The sequence below is a fragment of the Afipia dichlorophenoxyacetatis genome (genome assembly GCF_055386385.1).
In genome coordinates this window covers 1,338,524-1,363,852 of sequence record NZ_AP029250.1, presented here as the reverse complement: position 1 = coordinate 1,363,852, position 25,329 = coordinate 1,338,524, and the positions used below count along the sequence as shown (strand labels likewise).

Genomic DNA, 25,329 nt, shown 5'->3' with positions numbered 1-25,329 from the left:
AAGTACCAAATAAGAACTTATAAATGAGGGAGGCCAATTTGGCTCAGAATGGCGGCGTAGTTTTGCTCGTGGGTGCGGGCGATGCCATTGGCGCGGCGGTTGCCCAGCGTTTCGCACGGGGCGGTTACAAAGTCTGCATTGCGAGGCGCGACGCAGCAAAATCACAAAAGGTTGTCGACGACTTGAAAGCAGAAGGCTGCGATGTTCGCGCCTTCAGCGTTGATGCGCGGCAGGAAGCAGATGTGCAGGCGTTGTTCGCGCAGATCGAGAAGGAAGTCGGCCCCATCGAAGTCTGCCTCTACAATGCAGGCTCGAACGTCAATAAGCCGTTGCTGGAAACAACCGAGAAGCTGTTCTTCAAGGCCTGGGAGCTGGCCTGCTACGGCGGCTTTCTCGTTGGCCGCGAAGCCTCACGCTACATGATGGAGCGCGGCCGCGGCACGATCCTGTTCACAGGCGCTACCGCAAGCGTACGTGGCGGCGTGGGATTCGCAGCATTCGCGTCTGCAAAGTTCGGCCTCCGCGCTGTTGCGCAGGCGATGGCCCGCGAACTCGGGCCGAAGAACATTCACGTCGTTCATCTGTTGATCGATTCTGCGGTGGATAGCGAGGCCATTCACCAGCGTTTTAAGGCCCAAAAAGGCATCGACGTTGCCGACATCCCACCGGATAGCCTGGCCAAGACTTCATCCATTGCCGAAGCCTACTGGTTTGCGCATCAGCAAACCCGGGACGGCTGGACTCACGAACTCGATCTTCGTCCGTCCGTGGAGAAATGGTGATGGACACAGCCCCGAAACTAACCCTCTGGGGTGTCGGGACAAGTCGCACCGTACGGCCACACTGGGCACTGCACGAACTGGGGTTGAAGTACGACACCCAGGCGATCGGTCCGCGCACCGGCGAGACGAAGACGCAGGATTACACCAAGCTCAATCCGCGACAGAAAGTCCCGCTCCTTCAGGACGGCGATTTCTGCATCGGGGAAAGCGCGGCGATTGTCGCCTATCTCTCGCGGACGTATTCAACGCCCGATAAGGCATTGATTCCCGAGGCACAGCGCGACTATGCCGCGTGGCTGGAGTGGTGCTTCTTCATCGTCACGGAGCTGGATTCCACCAGTCTCTACGTGATGCGGCGCCACAGCGCCAACGCACTCGGCCCGATCTACGGCATCGCACCGGATGTTGTCGCCAAGGCCGGCGAATACTTTCGTGAACAGCTGCGCCATGTCGAAGTCGCGTTGGATGATGGACGAGCCTTCCTGATGGGGGATCGCTTCACGAGCGCGGATATCCTGCTGACCACGTGCCTCGAATGGGCGATCGCCTACGGTGTCGGAATTTGCGACAACGCGCATCCCTATCTTGAGCGCATCAGGACACGGCCAGGATATCAGCGAGGCAACGCAGCTAACGTTCCGCCGAAGCCGGGCGAACCCATTTATCGCCCGGCAGCATAAATCGGCACGACCCGTTCCCTTCGTTACACACAGGGAGATCAGTCCGTGACACGTCCCATCCTGTCGGTTCGCGATGTGGGTATCAAGTTCGGCGGCATTGTCGCGCTCGCCGGTATCAGCTTTGATATGGCACCCTGCACTATTCTCGGGCTAATCGGCCCGAATGGTGCAGGAAAGACCACGCTCTTCAATTGCCTGAGCCGGCTTTATACCCCCGCTTCCGGCGATATCCAGTTTAACGGCCAATCGATTCTGGATCGTCCGGCCCATCGCATCGCCGAGATCGGCATCGGACGTACGTTCCAGAACCTCGCTTTGTTTCCAAGTCTTTCCGTGATGGACAATGTCCGGATCGGGACACACTCGCGGATATGGAGCGATTATCTCAGCGATGCGCTTTATCTGCCGTGGACCAACCGTAACGAGAAGTTTGCGGATCAAACTGCGCGGGAGATGATCGCATATCTCGGCCTGCGCAGCGTTGCCAACAGCAAGGTGTCCGACCTGCCCTTCGGTACGCAAAAGCGCGTCGAACTGGCGCGAGCGCTCGCGACGAACCCCAAGCTTCTCCTGCTCGATGAACCCGCATGTGGCCTGAATCACGAGGAAGTCGAAGAACTCGGCAGCATCATCCGCCAGATCCGGGATGAACGACAAATCTCGATCCTGCTCGTGGAGCATCACATGAGCCTTGTGATGTCGATCTCGGACAAGGTCGTCGCCCTGAACTTCGGAAAGAAAATCGGTGAAGGCTGTCCGCGCGACATCCAGAAGCATCCCGATGTCATCGCGGCCTATCTGGGAGCGCAAGCAGCATGACCAAGCTTCTCGAAGTGAACGATCTGCGGGCGTTTTACGGCAAAACGGCCGCTCTGCACGGCATCGACTTCAACATCGATGAAGGCAGCGTCACCGCATTGCTCGGCGCCAACGGCGCGGGCAAGAGCACGACGCTGCGCGCGATCTCCGGCATGATCAAGCGCACCGGCAACATCAAACTCAATGACCAGTCGCTGATGAAGCTCGCCACAGAAGATATCGTTCGCAAGGGCGTGGCCCACGTGCCGGATGGCCGCGGCACCTTCATGAAGCAATCGGTCGAGAACAACCTTCAACTCGGCGCGATGACCCGGCGCGACAAGGCTAGTATCGCCGCCGATATTGAGATGGTCTACGGCTATTTTCCGATCCTGAAAAAACGCAGGACGCAGCAGGCCGGTCTTCTGTCCGGCGGCGAGCAGCAGATGCTCGCGGTCGGCCGCGCATTGATGCTGCGGCCCAAGCTTCTGCTGCTTGATGAGCCGTCTTTCGGTCTCGCTCCGCTGATCGTTCGCGAGATCTTCGACATCTTTCGCCGGCTGAACAAGGACGAGAAGGTCAGCATCCTGTTGGTCGAGCAGAATGCATCCATCGCGCTGGAATTAGCTGACCATGCCTACCTGATCGAGACCGGCCGCATCGTCTTCGCCGGCTGCGCGCAGGACATCAAAAACGACGAAAAGCTCCGTCGCTCCTATCTCGGTTATTGAGGGATCACGTCATGGAACTGTTCGGACAGCAAATCATGGCCGGCCTCGCCAATGGCGCCATTTATGCCTGCGTGGCTCTGGCGCTGGTGATGATCTATCAAGCCATTGGCCACGTGAATTTCGCCCAGGGCGAGATGGCGATGTTTTCGACCTTTATCGCGTGGCAATTGATGCAGTGGGGGCTTCCCTATTGGGGCGCCTTCATCGGCGCTGTCATCATCTCCTTTGCCGGCGGCGTGCTGATCGATCGTCTGGTGTTCAAGCCGATCCGCACCGCAGCCGTCTTGAGCCAGATCGTGATGTTCGTCGGTCTGCTTGCGATCCTCAACAGCGCTGCCGGCTTCATCTGGGACTTCACCAGCAAGCCGTTCCCCGCGCCATTCGGAGCTGATCCTTTGTTCGGCTCCCGTCTGATCAGCACGCATCAGGCGGCCATGGTTGCAATCTGCTTTTTGTTGCTGGCGCTGCTGTATATCTTCTTTCGCTATACCCGCGTCGGGCTTGCCATGCAGTCCGCTGCTGAAAACCCAGCGTCTGCCAAACTTGTCGGCATTCGCGTCGAATGGATGATTGCGCTCGGCTGGGGTCTGGCGGCATCGATCGGCGCCATCGCCGGGCTTCTGATTGCCCCGATCGTCTTTCTCGATCCGAACATGATGCTCGGCATTCTGCTTTACGGGTTTGCGGCGGCTGTCCTTGGCGGGCTGTCGAGCCCCGTCGGCGCAGTGTTCGGCGGCTTTGCCGTCGGCATCATTGAGAATCTATCGGGAACTTATATTCCCGGCGTTGGCGGCGAACTGAAGCTGACCATCGCCCTTCTCATCATTATCAGCGTTCTCGTGGTGAAACCGAGCGGACTCTTCGGTGTCCGCCACGCGCAGAGAGTCTAGAGATGACCGACCTCAACGATGCCATTTCGAACTTCAACGATGTACCCGGTGGTGCGAACGACATCGCAGTCGATCGTAAGCGAATGATATCCATCGTTGCCGGCCTCTGCCTTCTTGCGGCTGCTGTTGCGATGCCCTTTGCCCTGAGCTCATTCTATATCTTCCAGCTCACGATGATCCTGATCTACGCCATCGCGATCATGGGTCTCAACCTGCTAACCGGATTCAATGGCCAATTCTCGTTGGGGCACGCCGCATTCTACGCGATCGGCGCCTACACCGCGGCTATCATGATGGAGAAGTTCGGCATCAGCTATGTCTGGACGCTGCCGGTCGCTGCTATCATCTGCTTTATCTTCGGATTTCTGTTCGGCCTGCCCGCGCTTCGGCTCGACGGCATTTACCTGGCGCTCGCGACATTCGCGCTTTCCATCGCAACACCGCAGATCCTGAAGTTCTCGCTGTTTGAAGACTGGACCGGCGGCGTCCAGGGCCTTGTGATCATGAAGCCCAACGCACCGGCGGGACTACCGCTGTCATCTGATCAATGGCTGTACGTCTTCACGCTGATCGTGACCGCCCTGATGTACCTTCTGGCGAAAAACCTGATCCGGACACGGACAGGCCGCGCCATGATGGCCATCCGCGACAATCCGCTCGCGGCACGCTCGATGGGGATCAATAACCCGATCTATAAGGCTGTAACTTTCGGTGTCAGCGGGCTGTACACGGGTGTCGCCGGTGCACTGGGTGCCATCGTGGTGCAGTTCGTTGCGCCCGACAGCTTCACGATCTACCTGTCGGTCGCCCTGCTGGTGGGACTGGTGGTCGGCGGCGTGGGCTGGCTGCCCGGCGCATTCTTCGGTGCAGCTTTCATTCTCGTTGTGCCGAACGTCGCTGAGCACTTCTCGAAGGGACTATCAGGCGCGACCTATGGCCTGATCCTCATCCTCCTCATGCTGGTTATGCCCGGTGGCCTCGCAGGTTTCCTGCGGCTGTGTACGTCAAAGTTGAAGCTCCCGGGAAAGCGCTGAACCTCCCTGAAACTAAAAAAAGCGCCGTAAACGGCGCTTTTCTTTTTTACCGTCCGAGAGCGAGTTTACTTCATCACTCGCACGGCCTTGTCAGCCACCATCTTGTCGATTGCGGCAGCGCTGTAGCCCAGTTCTTCCAACACTGTGCGGGAGTGCTCGCCCACGCGAGGCGCCGGACCACCGATCACCGCTTCGTTGACCTCGAAGCGCGCAGCAGGCTTCGGCTGCCTTACGAGACCGACCGACGGCTGCTCGAATTCCTGAATGAGACCGCGAGCAACCACCTGTTCGTTGTGAATGATCTCACCACGGCGGAGGATCGGCGCGCACGGCACGTCAGCAGCATCAAGACGTTCGAGCCACTCAGCCGTCGTGCGCTGACCAATATAGTCCTGCATCTTGTTGATGCGCGCGGTCGCATTGACGAAACGACCACCCGGTGTCGCGAAACGCTCGTCCTTGGCCAATTCCGGATCGCCGGAGGCTTTGCAGAAGCCCTGCCACTCCGAATCCGAAATCGTACCGGCCGTGATGTAACCGTCCAACGTCTTGAACACGAGATCGGGCCGATCATTCGGATCCATGGTCGTCGCTTCGGCACCGACCACCGTGTACTGCATCATGCCCTCAGGCCACAGATACGAGATCATCGTATCCAGCATCGCGACCTGAATGTGATCGCCCTGCCCGGTCTTCTCGCGGGCATAGAGCGCCGCTGCGACTGCCTGAGCGGTGAACACCGCTGTCGTCTTGTCGCAAACAATCGTACGGATCATCTGCGGACGATTGGTCACCGGCTGCGACTGGATATCGGCAAAGCCCGAGAGCGCCTGGATGATCGGATCGTAGACTCGCTTCTTCACATAGGGCCCGCTATCGCCGACACCGCTGATCGAGACGTAGATTAGGCGCGGATGAAGCTTGCGCAGTTCCTCGGGACCGAGCCCGAGCCGCTCCGTGGTCCCGGGCCGAAAGTTCTGCACCAGAACGTCGCTCTGCGCGACAAGCTTGGCCATCACCTCGCGGCCGGCCTCGCTCTTTACGTCGATCGACAGCGAACGCTTGCCGCGGTTCGACGAGATAAACAGCGCGGAGAACTCGCCGGCCTTGTCGATCGGCGCGCGGCTGCGGCGGGTGATATCGCCACCGATCGGCTCGATCTTGAGCACGTCCGCGCCCTGATCCGCGAGAAACATCGTCGCATACGGACCCGACACAACGCCGGTCAGATCCAATACGCGAACACCTTTGAGAGGGCCTGACATCTGCTTCTTCCCTGTTGTTATTGGCGAGCCGTTTTGGAATTCGAATTTATCGAACCGCGGCCTTTACGGCCGCGGGACTTGGCTCTCAGGCCGTCTTGACCTTAGCCGCACTGAGCTGTTCGACGATCGAGTCCTCGACGTCGCGGAGCTGATCCTTGCCGAAGAACATCTCGTCACCAACGAAGAAAGTCGGCGAGCCAAACGCGCCTCGATTGACGGCGTCCGTGGTGTCTTCGATCAGCTTCTTCTTCACGTCGTCCTGCTGCGCACGCGCAAACAGCTTATCGATGTCGAGGCCGGACGACTTGAAGGCGGCGCGGAACGTCTCAACGTCATCCATCTTCTTCGGATCTTCCCACATATGATGGTAAGCGGCCCGGAAATACTGTTCAAAAACGTTCTCGAACTTAGCCGCAACGGCACCACGCATCAGCATCAGCGTGTTGACCGGGAAAAACGGGTTCGACTTGAACGTCGTGATGTTGTGCCGGCGAATGAAGCGCTGGGTTTCGAGCGCCTGGTATTCCGGCTTATTCTTGATGCCGCGGAGTGAATCGAACGGCGACATATTGTTGGTCGCCTTGTAGATGCCTCCGAGCAGAACCGGGACATACTCGAATTTGACGCCGGTTCGCTTCTCGATGGCCGGGATCGCTTTTTCCGCGAGATAGGCGTTGGGACTGCCAAAATCGAACTGGAATTCGACCTTCAAGGGATTTACCACCGGACTTCTCCTCAGGCGCTCGTTATCGTGGTGGGGCGTTTGGGACCACGGAGCAGCAGCGGTCCACCCCGGGTTCGGGCGATAAGGAAGTTTTAAAGTTCTATTTTTGAACTGTCAATTCAGAACGAATTTGCGAGCAGAAATCAGCCGTTCCACCCCGAGAATTAGGACTTTTATCCAGATCAGTACCTATTTAGAATGCGGAGTGGTTGGGTTAGTATGCCCGGGGAACCATACGAACCGCAGACGCTGACTGGAGACTATCATGAGATGGGATGCCCTTGAGGAAGAGCCATGCTCGATGGCCCGCACCATCGCTGTGATTGGCGATCGCTGGACATTGCTGATCCTGCGGGAATGCTTTCTGCGCACCCGGCGATTCGAGGCGTTTCAGTCTGCACTCGGAATTACCCGACATCTTCTGGCTGAACGGCTGAAGAAGCTGGTGCGCCTTGGCGTGCTGCGCCGAATTCCCTATCAGGAATCGCCTAAGCGTTTCGAATACATCCTGACTCAGAAGGGTCTCGATCTCTATCCGATCATGATGGCGATCGTGCATTGGGGCGATACCCATATGGTCGACGAACGTGGTCGCCCGCTGCTGCATGAACATCAGAAATGCCATAAGCACTTCAATCCGGTCATGGTCTGCTCCGAATGCGGAGAGCCGTTGCTGGCGAAGGAAGTCCACGTCCATGACGGCCCGGGCAAGAGAGTTGTCGCCGAGGTCGATAAGCCGGCAAAAATCGCCAAGCCCCGGACAGCCAAAAAGGCCAGTGGTCAAGCGGCGTAGTTATCAATTCTTTGAAAACGTATCGCGCCTGATCGAATTCGATCGGGCGCGTTTGTTTTGCGTATTGCGAATGCGTCGGGCGATCAGAACAAGCGGATCAACCCGAGGCTGATCACGATCAAAACGATCAGCGACATCGTCACAGCGGCGGTAACACGGCCGCCGACACGGCTAATCACCCTGACATCGACGCCGAGTCCCAACGCCGCCATCGACACCACAGTCAGAATGGTTGCAATCGTGGCAAGTGGTCCGACCGCGAAGTTGGGAATCACGTTGAAAGACCGCAAAAACGCAAACAGAATAAAGCCTGGAATGAACCACGGTACCCACGTCAGAGGACCACGCTTCCCGGCCGTCGCAGCTTCATTTCCCTGAAGCTTGTGCGAAACCAGCGACAGCCCAATCACGACAGGCCCAAGCAACAGCACGCGCAGCAACTTCACCAGCGTGCCGATTTGCGTGCTCACAATGCCGAGCGGAACGGTCGCGGCCAGCACCTGCGGGACGGCATAAACCGTCAGGCCAGCCAGAATTCCATATTGCGAGGTGGTCAGCCCAAGCAGCGGCACAAACAGCGGTAGGCCAAGCACGGTGAGAACACCGAGAATTGCCGTGAATGAAATCGCTGCACCGACGTCGTCGCTGTTGGCGCCGATGACCGGCGCAACGGCCGCAATTGCGGAATTTCCGCAGATCGAATTTCCGCAGGCGATCAGGATAGACATCTTGGTGGAGAGGCCGAGCACGCGGCTCACGCCGTAGCTGAACGCCAGCGCGATCGCGACAGTCATCACAACGACCCCCAGCAACAGCGGACCGGACGCGCCGATGGCCGCAAAACTCAGGGACGCGCCAAGGAGGACCACCGCAACTTCGAGCAGCTGTTTCGCGCAGAACGCAATCCCAACAAGCCAACGCTTTCCGGGCTGCCAGACGGACCGGATGATCATCCCGAGGAGGATGGCGACCACGAGCCCCTCGACATAAGGGTGGCCGAAATTGGCGGCTTCCACGGCCTGAACACCAAGGGCGACGACCGAAATGCCCAGGCAAAGAATAATGCCAGGGGCCCGCTCGATTCCCGCTCCGATCAGGCTTTTTCGTGTTTTGTCAGTGGCGGCGATGACTCGATGAAGCACTTTGCCCCTCCAAAAGAGAAGAAAATTGTACATCGATTGCACCAAGACGGATAATATCCTTTCTCTTTAGGCCTATAGAGAAAAGTTATGCCGCTGAACCTGCACCTCTTCCGTCTGTTCGCGACCGTGGTCCGGACCGGCAGCTTTTCAAAGGCAGCCGATGTCTTGTCCATAAGCCAGCCATCGATCTCGAAAGGGGTGCGCGATTTCGAGCTGCAGCTGGGATGCCGCCTCCTCGACCGCACCTCCAAAGGCGTCACACCAACGCGTGAAGGTGCAGCGCTGATGCGCCACGCGGATATCCTGTTCTCGGCTGAACGGTCGGCAGAAGATGAACTCCGCGCGCTGAGAAGTCTCGACAGCGGTTCCCTGCGCATCGGGGCCAGCACGACCATCGCGACCTATTTACTGCCTGACTTCCTGGGTGCCTTCCACACCGCCTATCCGGGAATCGACCTTCAACTGATCAGCTTAAACACGCGCGATATCGCAGACCTCATGCTACGGCACGAGATCGAAGTCGCTCTGGTCGAGGGCCCGGTCGACGAAGACGGACTGGCGTCGGAAGCCTGGCAGACCGACGTCATGGAATTGATCGTCAGCCCTAATCACCGCTTTGCTGCGGCAAAGGAACCGATCGATCCGACAGAGCTTGCGGGTGAAGTCGTTATTTTTCGGGAAGCCGGGTCAGGATCACGCGAAGTCGTGATGCAGGCTCTCGCCGCTCACAATATACAGCCGGCAAAGAGCTTCGAAATCGGCAGTACCGAAGCTATCAAACAGCTTGTTGCCGCCGGCATCGGCATTTCCATTGTCTCGCGCGCTAGTGTGAAGGATCAGCTCGCGCTCAATCGACTGAGGATTGTCCCTCTACGCGGCATGCGTATCGAACGCACATTATGGAAACTGAGCATGCCCGGCCGGATACACATTCCTGCTGCGGCGGCGTTTGAGGATTTGATTTCGCCAACATCAAAAAGCGGACGGCGCCTCAACGGCCACGGCCCAGCGGCAACGGCGCATCAGCCGAAATAAAACACCCGCGCTATGACCAGCACGGCCACGATGCACCAGAACGCGGCGACACCCACATGCGACAACACGTTTCCGATAGGTGCGCGCGTCGTCGCATCAATGGTCTCGTCGCCAAACGGATCGTAAAGTTGTTCGCGCATGGAATACCTGGGCCTGAAAGACCACCAGAATGTGCGCTTTAAGTCGTTCAACAACAATGGTTTAGCATTGCTTCTTTAAGGCCCGGGCGACACCTTTGTTCTCCGGGCGCTCTGCAAGAGAGAAATTTCCACTCAGACCGGGTTTTTTGACCAGTTCAGCGGCGCTTACCGCCGTCCGTTGCCGCCCAACGCGACGCTTAGGGTTCAGGCCAACAAAAAGAGCGGCTCTGAAGAGCCGCCCTTCCTGTGTTGGTCGAACTGTGAGTTCAGAGAGCACTAGTACCCGCTTTCCGAAGTTCGTGACACGTCGCAGCAACCACGTTGCGAACTTCGGAAAGCAAAGGGTACTAGCAATCCTATGATTCTAGTACCGCCTTCGATTTGAAGTCCCTGAAAGAGATCGCCGCACCTGATGCAGAGACTTCAAATCGGCGGTACTAGAGGAAGTTTGCCCCTGCGGTTTCGGCGAATTCCTTGGGTCCGCCCTCCCAGACGATGCGTGCATGCTCAAGGACATAGACACGATCTGCATGAGGCAGCGCGAAGGTGACATTCTGCTCACCGAGCAGCACCGTGATCGGCGTCGTCTGACGCAGCTTTTCAAGTGCCTTGGAAAGCTGTTCAAGAATAATGGGAGCCAGACCCAGCGTCGGTTCATCCAGAATGAGAATCCTCGGCTGCATCATCAAGGCACGGCCAATGGCGAGCATTTGCTGTTCACCGCCGCTGAGTGTCTGCGCCAACTGACCTTGACGCTGCTTCAAAATCGGAAACAGCTCAAAGAGCCAGGCGAGCTGCTTTTCTTGCTCGGTCCTTTCCAGATGCTGTCCACCAAGGTCGAGATTCTCGCGAACGGTCATCTCTCCAAACAGCTCACGCGTTTCCGGGCAGTGCACCACACCGCTTCGAGCAATTTTTGCCGGTGTTTTGCCACGCAGGCTCTCACCGTCGCGGATCACATTGCCGGTGTAGGGCAACAGTCCGGAAATACTGTTGAACAGCGTTGTCTTTCCCGCGCCGTTGAGGCCGACGACTGATACAAACTCGCCTTCGTGGACATGGATCGAGACGCTGTCCAGCGCTTGGGCCTTGCCATAGTAGACGCTGACATTTTCGACCTGCAGTAGCGGCTGCTTATCGGCGAAGCTCGCCTCCGGCCTCGCAGAGGTTTGAATTGCTCCTCCGAGGTAAACGCGGCGGACGGTTTCGTTCTTCATCACGTCTTCGGCACGCCCCGTGACGATCTCCTCGCCCAGATACATGGCGAGCACCCGGTCAACGAGGGCTGCAACGCTCTTGACGTTGTGATCGACCAGCATCACCGCACGGCCTTCGTCGCGGAAACTTCGGATCAGGTCCGAGAAGACGCCGACTTCCGCCGACGTCAATCCGGCGAAAGGCTCGTCCACCAGAACGACCTTCGGATCCCGCGCAATGGCTTTCGCAAGCTCAAGGCGGCGTAAATCCGCGAACGGAAGCGTCGGCGGTTTGCGATCGACGACTTTCTCAAGCCCGACCCGCTGTGCGATCCAACGTGCGCGGTCGAGCAGCGCACGGTCGGCGAACAGCTTGAACAGACTGTCCGGCAGCAGAGCGACCATGATGTTTTCGAGAACAGTCTGCCGATTCAGCGGCCGAGAATGCTGAAACACCATGCCGAAGCCGCGGCGCGCGATTTCGTGTGCCGGCCGACCTGCGAGGTCTTCTCCGTTCAGGATGACGTTGCCCGCGGTTGGCCGTTCGATGCCCATGATCGACTTCATCGCGGTCGATTTTCCTGAGCCGTTCGGCCCGATCAGCCCAAAAATCTCTCCTTCCTTCAGATCAAAGCTGAGATTCTTGACAGCGGTCAGACCGCCATAACGTTTCGTCAAACCGCGGACTTGAAGAATTGGTTCAGTGCCTACCGCGGCAGTCATGCGCGTGCTCCCCGAGACAGAATTGATCCCAAAAATCCATTCGGGAAGAACAGAATGACGACAAGCGCGACAGCCGACACGACGAAGGTTGCGAGTTCGCCGAGCGGCCTGAGCAGCTCGCCGGCGCAAATCAGGAACACGGCGCCAAGCGCAGCGCCGAGAACGGTTCGCCGCCCGCCCAACACCGCGGCAACGATCACTTGTACGCCTACGCCAACATCGACAACCGTTCCGACAGATGCCGTGCCGAAGTAAAACACGAGCAGCGCCCCTGAGAGACCGGAGAAGAATGCGCTGACAATGAAGGCTGCCAGCTTGTGCTTGATGATGTTGAAACCGAGAGCGCCTGCTTGCACAGGATCCTGTCCGCTGGCCTGAAGGACGAGGCCAACAGGAGACCGTGACAAGCCGAACAGAATCGCACCGCTAATTGTCATGAAGCCGAGCGCGATCCAGTAGTTGGTGTTAGCGTCGATCGTAATGACATCCGGAATGGTCAGGCCGATTTCACCGCCGGTCAATTCCGCAAACACGACAATGAAGTTCTGCAGCATCAGAACCGCAACGAGCGTGGTCAGGCCAAAATACGGTCCGCGCACCCGTAACGCGGGCAACGCCAGCACAAGACCCGCGAGCACCGATGCCGCCGCGCCAAGCACGATGCAAAGGTAGGGCGACCAGCCATATTGACTGTTGAGAATGCCCGCCGTGTAAGCACCGACGCCGATCAGAAATGTCGGTCCGAAGTTCACCTCTCCCGCAAACCCGAACAGCAGATCCCATGACATGGCGAAGACGCCAAAATAATAGGCGACTGTCAACAAGCCGAGAATGTAGCCGGAAACATAGAGTGGCAAAGTGGACGCGATAACGATAACGGCGACCGCGATCCAGAAGAGACGCGAAGTAAAGAAACGCATTGCTTATCTCCTCCCGAGAAGGCCCTGCGGGCGGACATACATGACAGCAACCAGGAGAAGCAGCGCAGGAATCGTCCGGTAAGCTGGAGAAACGACGTAGGCGGTGAAGGTCTCGAGATAGCCGACCACGAAAGCCGCGATCAACGAGCCTGACACGCTGCCAAGGCCGCCGAGAACAACGATCGAGAACGCGCTGGCTGTCAGAGGACCGACGCTATAGGAGCTAACGCCGAGGAACATTCCGAGCAACACACCGGCGATGCCAGCCAGAATTCCGTAGATCGCCCAGACCGCGATGTAGATGTTGTTCAGTTCGAGGCCAAGCAGCGTGACGCCCCGCGGATTCATCGACGCGGCCAGCACGGCCTTGCCGGTGCGCGTACGGTTGACAAGCAGCCATAGCAGCCCGATCACCAAACAGCAGACAATCGCGGTGAAGATTTCATTCTTTGGCGTGCGAACGCCGACGATATCGACGACGCCCGCCACGATGGGCAGCACTGTCTTCGCGTTGTTCGTAAAGAGATAAGCGATCAGCTCCTGGAGCATGATGCCCCAGAGGAGTGTAGCCGTCAGGACGAAGATCTCCTTTTCTTCCGGCGGGATGCTGCGGGACCGCTGGATCGGCTGCACCACGATAAAGTAGGTCGCAATTGCAGCAATCAACGCCGTAAACACCCCGACCAACGCGCCGGCGTAAGTGTTGAGCTGAAGAACGCTGGACGCTGCCCACGCAGCAACGGCAGCGGTCACCATCAATGCACCGTGAGACAGGTTCAAGACACCGGAGACGCCGAAGATCAGAGTAAATCCGGTTGCGCCCAGCGCATAAAGCGAACTGATGGCAAAGCCATCGATCAGAATCTGTAGGACAAGCATTCAGGCTCCGCGACGGCGGAAGCCGTCTCGTTCGAGGACAACTGATGCAAAACGCTCCCGGATGTCCGGGAGCGTTTCACGCCGACTCAATTCGTGGTTTTGATGAAGTCCGGGAACTTCAGCTGACCTTTGGCAACTTCTTTCGGCCAGACAGCGACCTGCTTCCCATCCTGCCACTGAAGGATAAGTCCCGTGATCAAGCCTTTTCCGTACTTGATCGAGTGGGTGAACTCTTCATCCTTGTTGTAAAACTGAACACGGCCGATGGTCCCTTCCCAATCGGTCTTCTCAAGTGCTTCGACCATCTTATCCGCATCGGTCGATCCAGCCCGCTTTATTGCATCTGCAATGTAGTAGACTTCATCATAGGCCGTATAACCGGCATAGCCTGGGTAGTTGCCAAACTTCTTCTTGAAGTTGTCCGTGAAAGGAACGGACTTGGACGTCACGGCCACATCAGGGCCAGATACGCTCTGATAGATCACGCCATCAGCTGCGTTGTTGGTGTCGCTGCCGAAGGTGCTGTTGGTCGCCTGAGAGCTGATCCCCAACATTGGAATCGGCACCTGCTGGTTCTTCCACTGCACAGTCGGCTGCACGCCAACGTGCGAAATACCGGTGATGATGACATCCGGCTTGGTGCCCTCAATCTTGTTGAAGATGGGCGTGAAGTCCGTGGTGTCAGGTGAAAAACGGATGTGATCGAGAACCTTCAGGCCGATCTTCGGCAGACATTCCTCATAACCAACATCGAGCGGCTTGGTCCAAGCGGCGTCTTCGCTCATGATCACCGCGGTTTTCATCTTCTTGCCGTCGACAAGCAATTCTTTTGCAGCGTCGCAAACTGACAAAGCCAAAGCCGCTGACGTCAAATAGCCGTGGAATGTATATTTATTTTTCTCGTAATCCTTGTGGACGCTCTTGCTGATCTCGTTGGATGCTGCGCCCGGCGTGACCAGGGGGGTCTTCAGACGGGACGCCCAAGGTTCGAGCGCCAGAACAACTTCACTGATAAAGCTCGCAATGACGGCGTTGACCTTATCTTCGTTGACGGCGCGCTGAAATGCGCGAACTGAATCCGCCGACGAGGCATGATTGTCGTAGGTGACAATCTCGATCTTGCGTCCATCAACGCCGCCTTTGGCGTTGATTTCATCTGCCGCCATCTGTGCGGCCTGCGGAATTGAAGCCCCCGCGATCGCTTGTGCTTCTGCAATCACACCGATCTTGATCGGAGCAGGATCAGCGGCGAGTGCATGTCCCGCCAAGGTGAGCGGCAAGCATAGCGCGGTCAATCCGGATACAGCTTTCAACGGCCTGCAATCACGCAGGGTAGATAGAATCGACATGGGGTGTTCCTCAATCTCTTGGGCAAAGCTGTATGGATCAGCCTTAGTAGGATTGTACCTGCGCCGATAGCGCCAGCAAGTGGACCGGCCGAAATCTCTCATGACAATATCGTAATACTATCGTTGTACGATAGTTGCGTCCGCCTGTTTCAAACAGACTTGCTCGCCGACTTCGTCGAAGTGCAAACGAGACAGTCAGCCGTTTAGGTGCAACGCGGAATCATGAGGGTGCCCGCGCCCATTGTTTGTCATTTTTGTGCGTCTGCAAAATATGTCATAGTGAGTACAGATAGGCCCACTGACGGAACGGTTGCCATGAGCAATTACAGCGCGCTTTCAACGCCAGAAATCGAAGACCGGATCGCTGTGCTTCGCGATAATATTCGGCAACTCACCGAACAAGCCACAGCCAGTTCGGGCGCGGCCGACGAAGAGCGGAATTCAAATCGGATCGCACAGCAAACCGACGAGCTTGATGCTTTGCTGCAGGAGCGAGACAAGCGCCTCAATCGCTAAATTGCCGGCGCGAGGCGAAGGGCAGCCTCTGTCCGAGGCCAGCACTTAGATCAGCGCATCCCGCACCTGCTTGGACTAACAACATTATATAGCCTCTCTCTATATATATAGAGAGAGGCTCCTCTACTGTCCTCCGATTATCGTGAACCTTTTGGGAAGCGATGCGACCAATGCATCGTGTGGCTCTGGCTTGTGTAGTTCTGAAAAAGAACTTCGCCATGTCATGGCCGCTCACACATCACCGCTTTTGAGGACAACCAAATGCTTTCCCGGCGCAAGTTTACAACACGTATCGCTCTGGCGGCCCTGGCTCTTGCCGCAGCGCAAGGTGCATGGGCACAGGAGAACAAAATGAATTTGTTCAAGATCATTACTGTCAAGGACGAGATCGTCATCGGGCTAACCGATGCGGAACTGAAGGCACTCGGCGGCACGGATGCCGGCGCAGTGGCGCACGCGCTTTCCCAAAAAGGCGACATCGCGGTCTGGCAGTATAATGTCCATCGCGGCCCGAACGGCGAGCTTCAACAGGCTCCCACCGCCAAGATCGGACTGATCTCCAACACCTCGCTCCGCGTCGAACCCTATACGACCACCTACACCGTCGTTCCGCACGAGTGAACAATCCTGGCTGTGCGGCCTGCTGGCCGGACAGCCATTTCAACCAGCGATTTTGATAACGACGCGGCTATGGCTCGCGGATACTCTCGTCCAATCCCCTGAGCAGAGGATAGAGGAAATACGAGATCACACTGCGGTTGCCCACCTTCATCTCCGCGGTCACCGCCATTCCAGGCGTCATCTGGAATTCGACAGGCAACTCGCGCAGTTCAGTGTTGTTGATGTCGATAAGCACCCGATAATACGGCGCTGACATCCGCTGCGCTGGGTCAGCTTTCGGATCAGGCGTAAACGAGTCCCGGCTGACGATACGAACGGTGCCGGTACCCGTCCCGTGTTTCTGGAATGGAAACGCATCGAACTTGATCCGAACAGACTGGCCGACAGCAATGCGACCGATGTCCTTGCCATCGACGTTCACCTCGGCCTGAAGCTTCACATCCTGCGGCACAAGCACGAACAGCGTTTCAGCTTCGCGAACCACCGACCCGACTGTGCGGCTTGCAGTATCCAGGACGACGGCATCGACCGGCGCAGTGAGCACGATCAATTGCCGGCGAAGCTCTGCTTTCTTGAGGTCTTCTCTCACGGCGTTGCGTTTCGCCAGGGTATCGACCAGTTCCTGGTACGCGTTGCGGCGAAAATCTTCCACAAACACCTGCTGCTCGGCCCGTGCTTTTTCGATCCGATGCTTAAAGTCGACCTGGTTGCCTTGAAGTCGCGATAAGCTGCCATCGACATCAAGACGCGCGTCGCGAGACAGCAGGAAGTTGAGTTTGGAGCCGACTTCCTTGTCCATCAACATTCCGCGCATGTTTTCGATTGCCCGCAGCGTTTCGAGCCGCTGCCGCAGCATCACCTCTTCGTCCTGATTGGTCTTCAAGGTCGCCTGCGCACTCGCGATCTGCGCATCATAGTTGCGCAACGACGTCTGGTAATAGGCCTTACGCTGAAGGAACAGTTTGACTTGCAGGATTTCATCCGGGTTTGCTGAATCTCCCGCCGTGAAATCCTCGCCATTCAGCTCCGCGTTCAGACGATTGATATTCGCATCAAGCGCCATCACGCGCGTCTGAAGCTGATCGACATCCGCCTGCGAAAACGTCGGATCCAGTGTTGCCAGCGGCTGCCCTTGCCGAACGAGATCCCCCACCTTGACGTGGATATTGCGCACCACAGAGGTTTCTAGCGGCTGCAAGACAACGTTGGGGCTTGTCGCGATCAGCTTACCTTGGGCGATGACGATGGTGTCCACGCGGGAAACGGATGCCCAGGTCACTGCAGCCACGATCAACGCAACAACGCAATAGAGCGTGATGCGTGCGACACGTGGGGGCGCGCGCTCTTCGATCTCGACCGCGTCGGGCTGGAACTCGGTAACTACCGGCTGCCGCACACCGCCGCGTCTCGATGAACGCCGCCGAGCTGCTGGTGGAAGGCCGACGGGCTTTCCGTTGTTCGCGTCAGGCGATTTTCGATCTATATCGCTCATGCGATTTGCTTCGTCTGCTGGTTCCAGAGATGCCGATACGTCGTACACTGGGTCAGAAGATTGTCGTGGCGACCGATGTCGACAATCCGGCCGCGATCAATGACAAGAATTGCGTCCGCATCCGCCAGCATTGACAGGCGATGGGAGACGATAATGACGGTGCGCCCCGCGGCAATGCGCTTGAGATTTTTGCGAATGATCATTTCGCTCTCGGAGTCGAGTGCGCTTGTCGCCTCATCCAGGATGAGAAGGCGCGGATTGGTGATCAGCGCCCGAGCGATGGCCAGCCGCTGCCTTTGGCCGCCTGAAAGATTCTCGGCGTTCTCCTCCAGCATGGTATCGAAACCGCGCGGCAACCGCTCAATAAACTCATCCGCGCCCGCAAGCTTGGCCGCTTGCGCGACCTCATCAAGTGTCGCACCGCGCTTCACGCAGGCGATATTCTCCCGAACGGTGCCGCGGAACAGAAAGTTATCCTGAAGCACGAAGCCCAGGCTCTTGCGCAGATGAACAAGGTCGAGTTCGCGGGCGTCGAACCCGTCGATCCGCAATAGCCCCTGCTGAATCGGATAAAGCCCCGAAATCAGCCGCGTCAGCGTCGTCTTACCAGACCCACTTCTGCCGACGATACCGAACACTGTTCCAGCAGGGATGGTGAAAGAAATGTCGTCCAGCGCCGGCGGGCCATCGGGACCATAGCGAAATGAGACGCCCTCAAATTCGATCTGTCCGTAGAGATCCGGGCGCAGACCGTCGCGCTTCCCGCCACGCTCCTGCTGCTGGTTCATGACTTCGCCCAGCATCTTCACCGACAGGGCAACCTCCTGATACTCGTGCACCATGGTCACCATCTGAACGAGTGGCCCGGACACGCGTCCGGCCAGCATATTGAAAGCCACGAGCGCGCCAATCGTCATAGTGCCGCTGAAGACATCGAGCGCGCCCAGGCAGATGATCCCCAGCGTCATCATCTTTTCTAGAAATCCCGTCACTGATTGTGCTGCCGCGGAGATTTTCTCGACACCGAAGCGCATCGAAACCGATTGCGCACAGCGATCGTCCCACGCCCTGCTTTGCAGCGGCTCCATGGCGAGTGACTTGACCGTTCGCATTCCATGCACGGTCTCGACCAGCATCGCCTGCCGCTCGCCTTCGGCCTGATAAAGATTGAACAGCCTTCGCCGGAACGGCCCGACCAGCAGGGCAACCACCACACCGCTCAGAGCGGTAAAGGCTAGCACCAGCCCCGTCAGCTTCACGCTGTAAAGCGCGAGAACAGGCAGAAATACGAACAGCGATAACGCATCCAGCGCCGTGACGAAGAGACGGCCGGTCAGAAACTCCCGGACGCGGGTGGCCTGCTGCATATGCTTGACCAGCACACCTGCCGATATGTGCTCGAAAAATGTGATGGGCAGACCCAGGAGGTGACCAAATGTCTTGGTCGCAATGCGGATATCGATCTTGTTCGTCGCATAGAGCAGTAAATAACGCCGCAGGAATGTGAATATCGAATCGAACACCAGCGCGACGATGGCTCCCGCGGCCAATACGTAAAGTGTGCTGAAGCTTTCGTGCACCAACACCTTGTCGATCACCAATTGGAAGAAGATCGGAGTAATCAGGCCGAGGGCGTAAAGCAGGATGGCGGCGATCGCCACATCGGCGAAGAGCCTCCGCTCACGGATCAATTCCGGAACAAACCACCTGAACCCAAACGGCCGCGGTACTGAAGAATGGGATTGATTCCGTTTGATCAGGATCGCATCGCCCCGCCAATTCTGGCAGAAGTTCTCTTCGCCAACGAGGAAGGGTTCTGGCCGATCGGCCAGCGGATCAAAGATCAGCAGGGCTTCGCCGCTGGAATCGTCACTCGCTCCCAGCACAACGATCCAGTTCAGGTTTGCGAGTTGAATGAGCGCCGGATAAGCGTCGCGCAGCTGGAACAATTCGTGCCAGGAAAAATTAGCCCTGCGTGCGCGGAAGCCGGTTTCCTTTGCTATTCGCAAGAGCTGGGTCTGCGAGATCGCAGCGTCTGCAACGGCGTGGGTGTGGCGCAGGCGATCGACCGCGAGATCAACGCCGTGGTGTCTGGCGACTTTTACCAGGCATTCGAGAGCCGTATGTATTGGTGGAGCGGATTCTTGCTGATCAATTTCGGCAGCTTCGTTGCCGCGCTCCACGTCAGCGGAAATTTGTTGATGCATTTGGCGGTCGCTGAGCACTGGAGGTGGGCGCACGCTCACCTCCTGAACCTATTTCCGGACTTGCCGTCACGCCTCTTGGCTGATTGCGCTTGACCACGCCAGCGTCAACCAGTCCCTGAAGCGCGTTCTGCATGACCTCTACCGAGTTCGCAAAACCCTCAGCGGAGAAGATCAGCCTCTGCCGAAACACCTTTTTCGGGAAGTTGTTGGCGTCGCGCTCGGTCGGCGACAGGCTGAACAGGTCAACACGCACGATCGTGCCGCTGATCATCACTTCATCGACGCCATCTGTATAAAGTTCGTCTTGCATGATGCAATTCCTACGCTGCCAATTGGGCCCTGAAGAGAACATCGACGCCATAGCTTGTTGAGTTGTAGCTATTATCGGGGAAGAGGCTCGAGCTGCCATACGCATACAGACCGTTTCCGCCGCTGCTGGAAGACGATGGAGCCGTCAAAGGTCCATTGGTCTGTGACGTGGCGAAATAGTTCGGATCGGCAGAGTACTTTCCATTGGTGTGATAGGACGCGACATAAGTCGTCCCGGCCGTGATCGCGATCGGGGTGTTAAAGAGCACCTGCTGCCAACCGCTGGTCGTCTCGTTGGTAAAGGTGGCGGTACCAAGCAAGTTGCCGCCGGCTGTCCAGAGGCTTGCGACATGTGTGCCGATATTGTCAGCCCCCTTGTAGAAGCGAATGCCGAGAATATCGCCGTTGCTCGACGCCTGGAATTTCAACCCTAATTCTATCGAATTTTGCTCTGCGACGCTCACCATATTGGGGACATGGTCCGCGCTGAACAGGCTGGTGATTTCCCTCGTGTCCACCGTGAGGGCAACATTTGCTGACGCAGTTCCATTGCGACCGTCGGAAACCGAGTAATTGAAGGACGCTGCACCGGCGTAATCGGTCGTCGGCGTGAAGGTGATAAGATTGGTTTGACTGTTGAAGCTGACCGATCCGTTGGCGGCACCGCTGACGCCGGTGATCACCAATGCGTCGTTGTTCGGGTCACTGTCATTCATCAACAGGTCTGCGGCCGAAATGGTGATCGGTATATTCCTCGTGGTCGTGAAACCGCTGTCGTCCGTCGCGATCGGTGAGTGGTTGACAGGCGGAGCGCTCGAAGGATTGAACGCCACATCGACCCAGTAATTGGTCGCACCGAAAGAGCTGACGGGAAACAGATTGTCGGCCCCATAGGTATAAAGACCATTATTGCCCGCAGGAGCGGTCAGTGGGCCGTTGGTAATGGCCGTCCCGAAATAACCGCTGGTGGCAGTGTAACGTCCATTGCTGTGATAACTTGCGACGTAGGTAGTTCCCGCCGTGATAGTCACCGGCGTCAGAAAATTCACCTGCTGCCAACCGCTACTGGTTTCATTGACGAAGGTCGCCGTCGCCAACAACGTGCCGCTACTTGTCCAGATCGAGCCCGTGTGCGTGCCGGTATCGAGTGCTCCTTTATAATATCTGATCCCCGTAATCGTGCCGTCGACCGAAGAGACAAACCTCATTCCGAGATTGACCTGGTTCGCGTCGGAGACCGAAAGATTGGCAGGCGTATCGGAAGATGCGAACAGGCTCACGCTTGTGGTGGGGACATTCACCGTCAAGTCGACGGTTGCCGTGGCGGTGCCACCTCGGCCGTCGGAGATTGCGTAATCGAAGGATGCCGCCCCCGTGTAACCTGCAGTTGGCGTGAAAGTGATGGTATTCGTCTGGGCATTGAAGCTGACAGTGCCATTAACGGCATTGTTCACGCCGGTGATCGTCAGGATATCGTTGTTCGGATCGGTATCATTGGAAAGAAGAGACGATGCCGCAATGGTCAACGCGGTATCACGCGTTGCGCTAATGCCGCCATCGTCGTTAGCAACTGGAGGATCGTTGCTCGGCGAGGCATCGGGATTGAAGAACACATCGACCCAGTAGTTCGATCCGCCATAAGTGCTCGTCGGAAATGCGCTGCCGCTACCATACGTAAAGAGGCCGTTGTCGGCGGCGGGCGCCGTCAACGGACCGTTGACATGGGCTGTATTGAAATAATTGCTGTCAACGACATAACGGCCGTTGCTGTTGTAACTGACGATATATGTGGTACCTGCCGTGATCGAGACCGGATTGCTGAACAGTACACTTTGCCAGCCACTGGCTGATTCATTGATGAAAGTCGCGCTCGCCAGCAGTGTGCCAGTGGCGCTCCACAGCGAGCCAATATGCGTGCCGGTTTCACCCGCCGCTTTGTAGAATTTAATGCCCGAGATCGTGCCCGCCGTAGAGGCAACAAACCGCATACCGAGATTCACGGGATTGTCGACTACCGACCCATTCGGAGCATCGGCACTAGAGAAAACACTTACGCCTGTTGGAGCTGGTACGACGGTGAGATTGACCATAGCGGAACCAATCCCGCCACGTCCGTCGGAAATCGCATAACCGAAGATCGCCGGACCGGTGTACCCCGCCGTTGGCGTGAAAGTAATGATGTTCGTCTGGCTGTTGAAACTAACAGTGCCGCCGGACGCCGCACCCACGCCAGAGATTGAGAGGATGTCGCCGTTCGGATCGCTGTCGTTCGCCAACAGCATCGACGCGTCAAACGTTATCGTGGTGTTTTGCGCGACCGCATATCCGTTATCGTTGGTCCCAACGGGAGGCTCGTTGGCGGGATTGGTCGGACTGAAGATGACATCGATCCAATAGTTCGTGCCACCGGATGCGGTTGTGGGGAAAGCAGGATCAGAGCCATAGGTGAAATAGCCGTTTCCAGCTTCCGCCGTTAGCGGACCGTTCCTCTGTGCCGTCGTAAAGTAGTTCTGCGTATTGGCGTAGTAACCGTGGCTGAAATAGCTCGCGACATAGGTCGCACCAACCGAAATTGAAACAGGGGTGTTGAAAGTGACGGTTTGCCAGCCACTGGCGCTTTCGCCCGTGAATGTGGCGCTTGCGAGCAATGTGCCCGTCGCGGACCACAGCGAACCGACATGAGTTCCTCCATCCCCTATGCTTTTGTAGTACTTAAGCCCGATGATGCTACCGGCCTGCGAAGAAGAAAACTTCACACCCAAATTGACGAATTCGCTGTCGTCGGTGGAAAGCTCTGTTGGAACAGACGACGGCAAAAACAAGCTGAGTGCAGGCGCGGCCGCAACCTCGATGGTCTGGCCCGCGCCGGGCGTCTCCATATTGACGCTGTCGTCCACCGCGCGCGACATAATGGTGTAAGTTCCGCCAGCCAGCGGCGTCCAGGTGTATGTCCAATTCTCAAAGCCCGTTGCGCGATGCCAAGTTGTGCCACCATCGGTGGACACTTCAACGACCGCGACCATTCCTCCTCCACCGTCGGTCGCCGTTCCAGTGATGACGATCGGCTGAGCGGCTGTGTAAGATCCGGACGTTGTCGGAGACGTGACGACGGATGTCGGCTTGGTGTGGTCCGTCGTCTGCGATGCGAGCATCAGGCTCGTCATCAAGGTTTCCGGCTGAACACCCATATCCGCGAACAGATTGACCATCGCCTGCTGCACATTGGGATCTGTCGGCGTGGCTTCGAGGTCATGATTGTCATCAAGCCCCCAAACCCAGTAGACAGTTCCTGCGCCGAAAACCAACGCCCCACTGGGAGCACGATACAGCGTAAGACTATGAGACGCAGTGCCAGGGCCGGTGGTGCTGCCGTAGTCCAGCAGCAGTGTGTTGACGTCAACCGTCGTCGACGACAGGGCAATCAATCCATCAGGACGATGGCCATTGTCGACGTCGGAGTCCCACTCGTAACCCAGCAGATTTGGAACCAGTGAATACACCTGGCCCGCTTCAATATCGGCGACGTCGGTGTTGCTCCAGAACCGGAAATTGGAGAGATCATAGGGAATTTCGATGGTGTCGAGCCGATAGGAGTCGACGGTGAACATTGTACCGGTCAGTGCATTCTCGGGCTCACCCGCTCCGAACTGCGGATCCCGCCACGTCGACGTCGTGCCGTTCACGTCGGTGTTGTCGTTGTCCCAGCGCTCTTTATAGGACACCAAAGTCTTATACGGCGTTCCCGTACCGTCGATGCTCGTTTCCCAACGAGTTTGCCAATAAACTTCATTGCCGCTGAGGAACGCCAGATTAACGCCGGCATCCCGCGCAGCCTCCACATTATCTCTCTGTTCGGCTGACCAATACTCGTCGTGACCGACGGACAGAAAGACTTTGCTGTTCAGGAGTTGCGCACCGTCCCTCGCCGTATCGATGCCGGAAATATAATTGATGTCGTAGCCATTCTCTTCGAGCCAGCGGATGGCGGGATATTCGGCCCCAAAGATGAAGTCCTGCGGCCCCGCTGCGAATCCACCGTCACGCGTAATAATGGGCCGATTGTAACTAACCGCAGAAGCGCGTCCCACGCGCCCACCCTCGTCGATACCACCATAAAAATTGTAGCCGCCCCACCAGTTGTAGGCCTGCCACGTCGTATCGGATGTTTGAAACGTAATGTCGCTGGGGGCTTCATCGTCACGGACGATGAACGGAATCATGTTTTCACCGCTATCGCCACCGCCATCCAGACGTGTGAGCTTCGCGAAATAGACGCCGGATACCGCGTCCGCAGGAATATCCCACGAGGCGGACACCGACCAATTGCCGGCATCCACCAGCTTGCGGTCCGGATCGAACAGCGGCAGCGGTTGAACCTGCGCTGTATCGAGGGTCTGCTCGATGGTTTTGACTTTGTGCGCCCCATCTCCGCCGTAATATCCCAGGCGATAGATGTCGATGCGATAATGCGTCGAATCCGTATTGATTTTGAAATCGACGCGGTTGCCGTGGTTGATCGTGAACTGCGCTGCAAATCCTTCAATACTCGAATCAGCCACACCGATCAGCCATTCGCTTTCCGGCGAGCCCTCCTTCATGTTTTCAAGGACGATCGCATTTGGCTGTACGGCTGCAGTGGCCGGCGCCCCAGTTGATCCCGTTGAGCTTTGACGCACCAGACCCGGCGTGGCCGACTCCGGGGCAAAGCCCGCCATGTCGAGATTATTGATCGCACTGACGGGAATCTCGTCGGGCTTGTACAACTGCAGGGCGCGCGGAACGTACCCCGTGGGTTGGCCATCGGCCTTGGGGTTGCCGCCTACGCGGATCGAACAAATACCGCAAGCACCTCCAAGGCACGTGCCACAGACTGATGTTGAGGCCTGATTGCGCCACTCAGCGGCCCAATCTTGCACCGAGGAATCGGGACCGCCAGCTGCTTCAACCGTCGTCGGACCACTCATCTGCAATGCTCCCGGATTTTGCCGGAGGACAAATATTTTTAAATATCAAAACCAAACGGCGGCCGCGATAAGCGACCGTCTTGTCATTAAAAACGTTGCTTCGCTGGCTGCTTAAACCAAACGAAACCAACCCTTTGGA

Annotated in this window: 22 protein-coding genes; 10 read left to right on the top strand and 12 right to left on the bottom strand. The window is 57.3% G+C overall.

Annotated features, from left to right (window positions below; genetic code table 11):
* Positions 1 to 38 precede the first annotated feature (38 nt).
* The 6 genes from ACZ5C3_RS06320 to ACZ5C3_RS06295 are packed head-to-tail and all read left to right on the top strand — an operon-like array spanning position 39 to position 4,915.
* The gene (locus tag ACZ5C3_RS06320; protein ID WP_464044604.1) at positions 39 to 782 is read left to right on the top strand and encodes an SDR family NAD(P)-dependent oxidoreductase; all 744 of its coding nucleotides are present in this window, start codon (positions 39 to 41) and stop codon (positions 780 to 782) included.
* Positions 782 to 1,462 carry a glutathione S-transferase family protein gene (locus ACZ5C3_RS06315; RefSeq protein ID WP_464036141.1) on the top strand — a complete coding sequence of 227 codons (681 nt, stop codon included), beginning with the start codon at positions 782 to 784 and terminating at the stop codon, positions 1,460 to 1,462. Before ACZ5C3_RS06320 ends, ACZ5C3_RS06315 begins: the two co-directional genes overlap by 1 nt.
* Positions 1,463 to 1,507: 45 nt before the next feature.
* Positions 1,508 to 2,281, top strand: a complete 774-nt coding sequence (locus ACZ5C3_RS06310; RefSeq protein ID WP_464036139.1) for an ABC transporter ATP-binding protein — start codon at positions 1,508 to 1,510, stop codon at positions 2,279 to 2,281.
* A complete protein-coding gene (locus ACZ5C3_RS06305; RefSeq protein WP_464036137.1) occupies positions 2,278 to 2,991 on the top strand; it encodes an ABC transporter ATP-binding protein in 714 nt (237 codons plus the stop codon). Before ACZ5C3_RS06310 ends, ACZ5C3_RS06305 begins: the two co-directional genes overlap by 4 nt.
* Before the next feature lie 11 nt (positions 2,992 to 3,002).
* Positions 3,003 to 3,881: a branched-chain amino acid ABC transporter permease gene (locus tag ACZ5C3_RS06300; protein ID WP_464036135.1), complete on the top strand. Its 879-nt coding sequence runs from the start codon at positions 3,003 to 3,005 to the stop codon at positions 3,879 to 3,881.
* A gap of 2 nt (positions 3,882 to 3,883) precedes the next feature.
* The gene (locus tag ACZ5C3_RS06295; RefSeq protein ID WP_464036133.1) at positions 3,884 to 4,915 is read left to right on the top strand and encodes a branched-chain amino acid ABC transporter permease; all 1,032 of its coding nucleotides are present in this window, start codon (positions 3,884 to 3,886) and stop codon (positions 4,913 to 4,915) included.
* Positions 4,916 to 4,980: 65 nt separating this feature from the next.
* Here ACZ5C3_RS06295 and ACZ5C3_RS06290 read toward each other — a convergent pair whose 3' ends face one another.
* Positions 4,981 to 6,180 carry a CaiB/BaiF CoA transferase family protein gene (locus ACZ5C3_RS06290; RefSeq protein ID WP_464036132.1) on the bottom strand — a complete coding sequence of 400 codons (1,200 nt, stop codon included), beginning with the start codon at positions 6,178 to 6,180 and terminating at the stop codon, positions 4,981 to 4,983.
* Between the two features lie 85 nt (positions 6,181 to 6,265).
* Entirely contained in the window at positions 6,266 to 6,904 is a 639-nt protein-coding gene (locus ACZ5C3_RS06285) for a DsbA family protein (protein WP_464036130.1), read from the bottom strand.
* Between the two features lie 265 nt (positions 6,905 to 7,169).
* Between ACZ5C3_RS06285 and ACZ5C3_RS06280 the strand changes: the two genes are divergently transcribed.
* On the top strand, positions 7,170 to 7,697 hold the full coding sequence (locus ACZ5C3_RS06280) for a winged helix-turn-helix transcriptional regulator (RefSeq protein ID WP_464036128.1): 528 nt from the start codon (positions 7,170 to 7,172) through the stop codon (positions 7,695 to 7,697).
* Positions 7,698 to 7,780: 83 nt separating this feature from the next.
* Here the strand turns inward: ACZ5C3_RS06280 and ACZ5C3_RS06275 are convergent, their stop codons facing one another.
* Positions 7,781 to 8,839 (bottom strand): YeiH family protein, encoded by a 1,059-nt coding sequence (locus ACZ5C3_RS06275; protein WP_464036126.1) that lies wholly within the window; start codon positions 8,837 to 8,839, stop codon positions 7,781 to 7,783.
* An 87-nt stretch (positions 8,840 to 8,926) separates the two neighbouring features.
* Here ACZ5C3_RS06275 and ACZ5C3_RS06270 point away from each other — a divergent pair, with 87 nt between their 5' ends.
* Entirely contained in the window at positions 8,927 to 9,874 is a 948-nt protein-coding gene (locus tag ACZ5C3_RS06270) for a LysR substrate-binding domain-containing protein (RefSeq protein ID WP_464036125.1), read from the top strand.
* Here ACZ5C3_RS06270 and ACZ5C3_RS06265 read toward each other — a convergent pair.
* The 5 genes from ACZ5C3_RS06265 to ACZ5C3_RS06245 form a co-directional block, all read right to left on the bottom strand.
* A complete protein-coding gene (locus ACZ5C3_RS06265) occupies positions 9,862 to 10,014 on the bottom strand; it encodes a hypothetical protein (RefSeq protein WP_464036123.1) in 153 nt (50 codons plus the stop codon). The genes ACZ5C3_RS06270 and ACZ5C3_RS06265 overlap by 13 nt on opposite strands.
* 437 nt (positions 10,015 to 10,451) lie before the next feature.
* Positions 10,452 to 11,933 (bottom strand): ATP-binding cassette domain-containing protein, encoded by a 1,482-nt coding sequence (locus tag ACZ5C3_RS06260; protein ID WP_464036121.1) that lies wholly within the window; start codon positions 11,931 to 11,933, stop codon positions 10,452 to 10,454.
* Positions 11,930 to 12,853: a branched-chain amino acid ABC transporter permease gene (locus ACZ5C3_RS06255; RefSeq protein ID WP_464036119.1), complete on the bottom strand. Its 924-nt coding sequence runs from the start codon at positions 12,851 to 12,853 to the stop codon at positions 11,930 to 11,932. The genes ACZ5C3_RS06260 and ACZ5C3_RS06255 overlap by 4 nt, the downstream gene beginning before the upstream one ends.
* 3 nt (positions 12,854 to 12,856) lie before the next feature.
* Positions 12,857 to 13,732 carry a branched-chain amino acid ABC transporter permease gene (locus ACZ5C3_RS06250; RefSeq protein WP_464036117.1) on the bottom strand — a complete coding sequence of 292 codons (876 nt, stop codon included), beginning with the start codon at positions 13,730 to 13,732 and terminating at the stop codon, positions 12,857 to 12,859.
* A gap of 86 nt (positions 13,733 to 13,818) precedes the next feature.
* Positions 13,819 to 15,081, bottom strand: a complete 1,263-nt coding sequence (locus ACZ5C3_RS06245) for an ABC transporter substrate-binding protein (protein WP_464044603.1) — start codon at positions 15,079 to 15,081, stop codon at positions 13,819 to 13,821.
* Positions 15,082 to 15,396: 315 nt separating this feature from the next.
* On the opposite strand from ACZ5C3_RS06245, the gene ACZ5C3_RS06240 reads away from it, so the two are divergent.
* A complete protein-coding gene (locus ACZ5C3_RS06240; RefSeq protein ID WP_464036115.1) occupies positions 15,397 to 15,597 on the top strand; it encodes a hypothetical protein in 201 nt (66 codons plus the stop codon).
* A gap of 261 nt (positions 15,598 to 15,858) precedes the next feature.
* Entirely contained in the window at positions 15,859 to 16,218 is a 360-nt protein-coding gene (locus ACZ5C3_RS06235) for a hypothetical protein (RefSeq protein WP_464036114.1), read from the top strand.
* A 67-nt stretch (positions 16,219 to 16,285) separates the two neighbouring features.
* On the opposite strand, the gene ACZ5C3_RS06230 is transcribed toward ACZ5C3_RS06235, so the two are convergent.
* From ACZ5C3_RS06230 to ACZ5C3_RS06215, 4 genes are read right to left on the bottom strand one after another with little or no spacing between them, the layout of a single operon-like run.
* Positions 16,286 to 17,710 (bottom strand): HlyD family type I secretion periplasmic adaptor subunit, encoded by a 1,425-nt coding sequence (locus ACZ5C3_RS06230; protein WP_464036112.1) that lies wholly within the window; start codon positions 17,708 to 17,710, stop codon positions 16,286 to 16,288.
* The gene (locus ACZ5C3_RS06225) at positions 17,707 to 19,917 is read right to left on the bottom strand and encodes a peptidase domain-containing ABC transporter (RefSeq protein WP_464036110.1); all 2,211 of its coding nucleotides are present in this window, start codon (positions 19,915 to 19,917) and stop codon (positions 17,707 to 17,709) included. Before ACZ5C3_RS06225 ends, ACZ5C3_RS06230 begins: the two co-directional genes overlap by 4 nt.
* Positions 19,895 to 20,227 carry a hypothetical protein gene (locus tag ACZ5C3_RS06220; protein WP_464036108.1) on the bottom strand — a complete coding sequence of 111 codons (333 nt, stop codon included), beginning with the start codon at positions 20,225 to 20,227 and terminating at the stop codon, positions 19,895 to 19,897. The genes ACZ5C3_RS06225 and ACZ5C3_RS06220 overlap by 23 nt, the downstream gene beginning before the upstream one ends.
* A gap of 10 nt (positions 20,228 to 20,237) precedes the next feature.
* The gene (locus tag ACZ5C3_RS06215; RefSeq protein WP_464036107.1) at positions 20,238 to 25,190 is read right to left on the bottom strand and encodes a DUF4082 domain-containing protein; all 4,953 of its coding nucleotides are present in this window, start codon (positions 25,188 to 25,190) and stop codon (positions 20,238 to 20,240) included.
* Positions 25,191 to 25,329 lie beyond the last annotated feature (139 nt).

Coding starts and splice junctions, on each gene's coding strand:
- ACZ5C3_RS06215 (WP_464036107.1), bottom strand. CDS start 25,190: ATGAGTGGTCCGACGACGGTTGAAGCAGCTGGCGGTCCCGATTCCTCG.
- ACZ5C3_RS06315 (WP_464036141.1), top strand. CDS start 782: ATGGACACAGCCCCGAAACTAACCCTCTGGGGTGTCGGGACAAGTCGC.
- ACZ5C3_RS06270 (WP_464036125.1), top strand. CDS start 8,927: ATGCCGCTGAACCTGCACCTCTTCCGTCTGTTCGCGACCGTGGTCCGG.
- ACZ5C3_RS06250 (WP_464036117.1), bottom strand. CDS start 13,732: ATGCTTGTCCTACAGATTCTGATCGATGGCTTTGCCATCAGTTCGCTT.
- ACZ5C3_RS06240 (WP_464036115.1), top strand. CDS start 15,397: ATGAGCAATTACAGCGCGCTTTCAACGCCAGAAATCGAAGACCGGATC.
- ACZ5C3_RS06290 (WP_464036132.1), bottom strand. CDS start 6,180: ATGTCAGGCCCTCTCAAAGGTGTTCGCGTATTGGATCTGACCGGCGTT.
- ACZ5C3_RS06280 (WP_464036128.1), top strand. CDS start 7,170: ATGAGATGGGATGCCCTTGAGGAAGAGCCATGCTCGATGGCCCGCACC.
- ACZ5C3_RS06300 (WP_464036135.1), top strand. CDS start 3,003: ATGGAACTGTTCGGACAGCAAATCATGGCCGGCCTCGCCAATGGCGCC.
- ACZ5C3_RS06220 (WP_464036108.1), bottom strand. CDS start 20,227: ATGCAAGACGAACTTTATACAGATGGCGTCGATGAAGTGATGATCAGC.
- ACZ5C3_RS06305 (WP_464036137.1), top strand. CDS start 2,278: ATGACCAAGCTTCTCGAAGTGAACGATCTGCGGGCGTTTTACGGCAAA.
- ACZ5C3_RS06265 (WP_464036123.1), bottom strand. CDS start 10,014: ATGCGCGAACAACTTTACGATCCGTTTGGCGACGAGACCATTGATGCG.
- ACZ5C3_RS06255 (WP_464036119.1), bottom strand. CDS start 12,853: ATGCGTTTCTTTACTTCGCGTCTCTTCTGGATCGCGGTCGCCGTTATC.
- ACZ5C3_RS06260 (WP_464036121.1), bottom strand. CDS start 11,933: ATGACTGCCGCGGTAGGCACTGAACCAATTCTTCAAGTCCGCGGTTTG.
- ACZ5C3_RS06245 (WP_464044603.1), bottom strand. CDS start 15,081: ATGTCGATTCTATCTACCCTGCGTGATTGCAGGCCGTTGAAAGCTGTA.
- ACZ5C3_RS06225 (WP_464036110.1), bottom strand. CDS start 19,917: ATGCATCAACAAATTTCCGCTGACGTGGAGCGCGGCAACGAAGCTGCC.
- ACZ5C3_RS06230 (WP_464036112.1), bottom strand. CDS start 17,710: ATGAGCGATATAGATCGAAAATCGCCTGACGCGAACAACGGAAAGCCC.
- ACZ5C3_RS06235 (WP_464036114.1), top strand. CDS start 15,859: ATGCTTTCCCGGCGCAAGTTTACAACACGTATCGCTCTGGCGGCCCTG.
- ACZ5C3_RS06295 (WP_464036133.1), top strand. CDS start 3,884: ATGACCGACCTCAACGATGCCATTTCGAACTTCAACGATGTACCCGGT.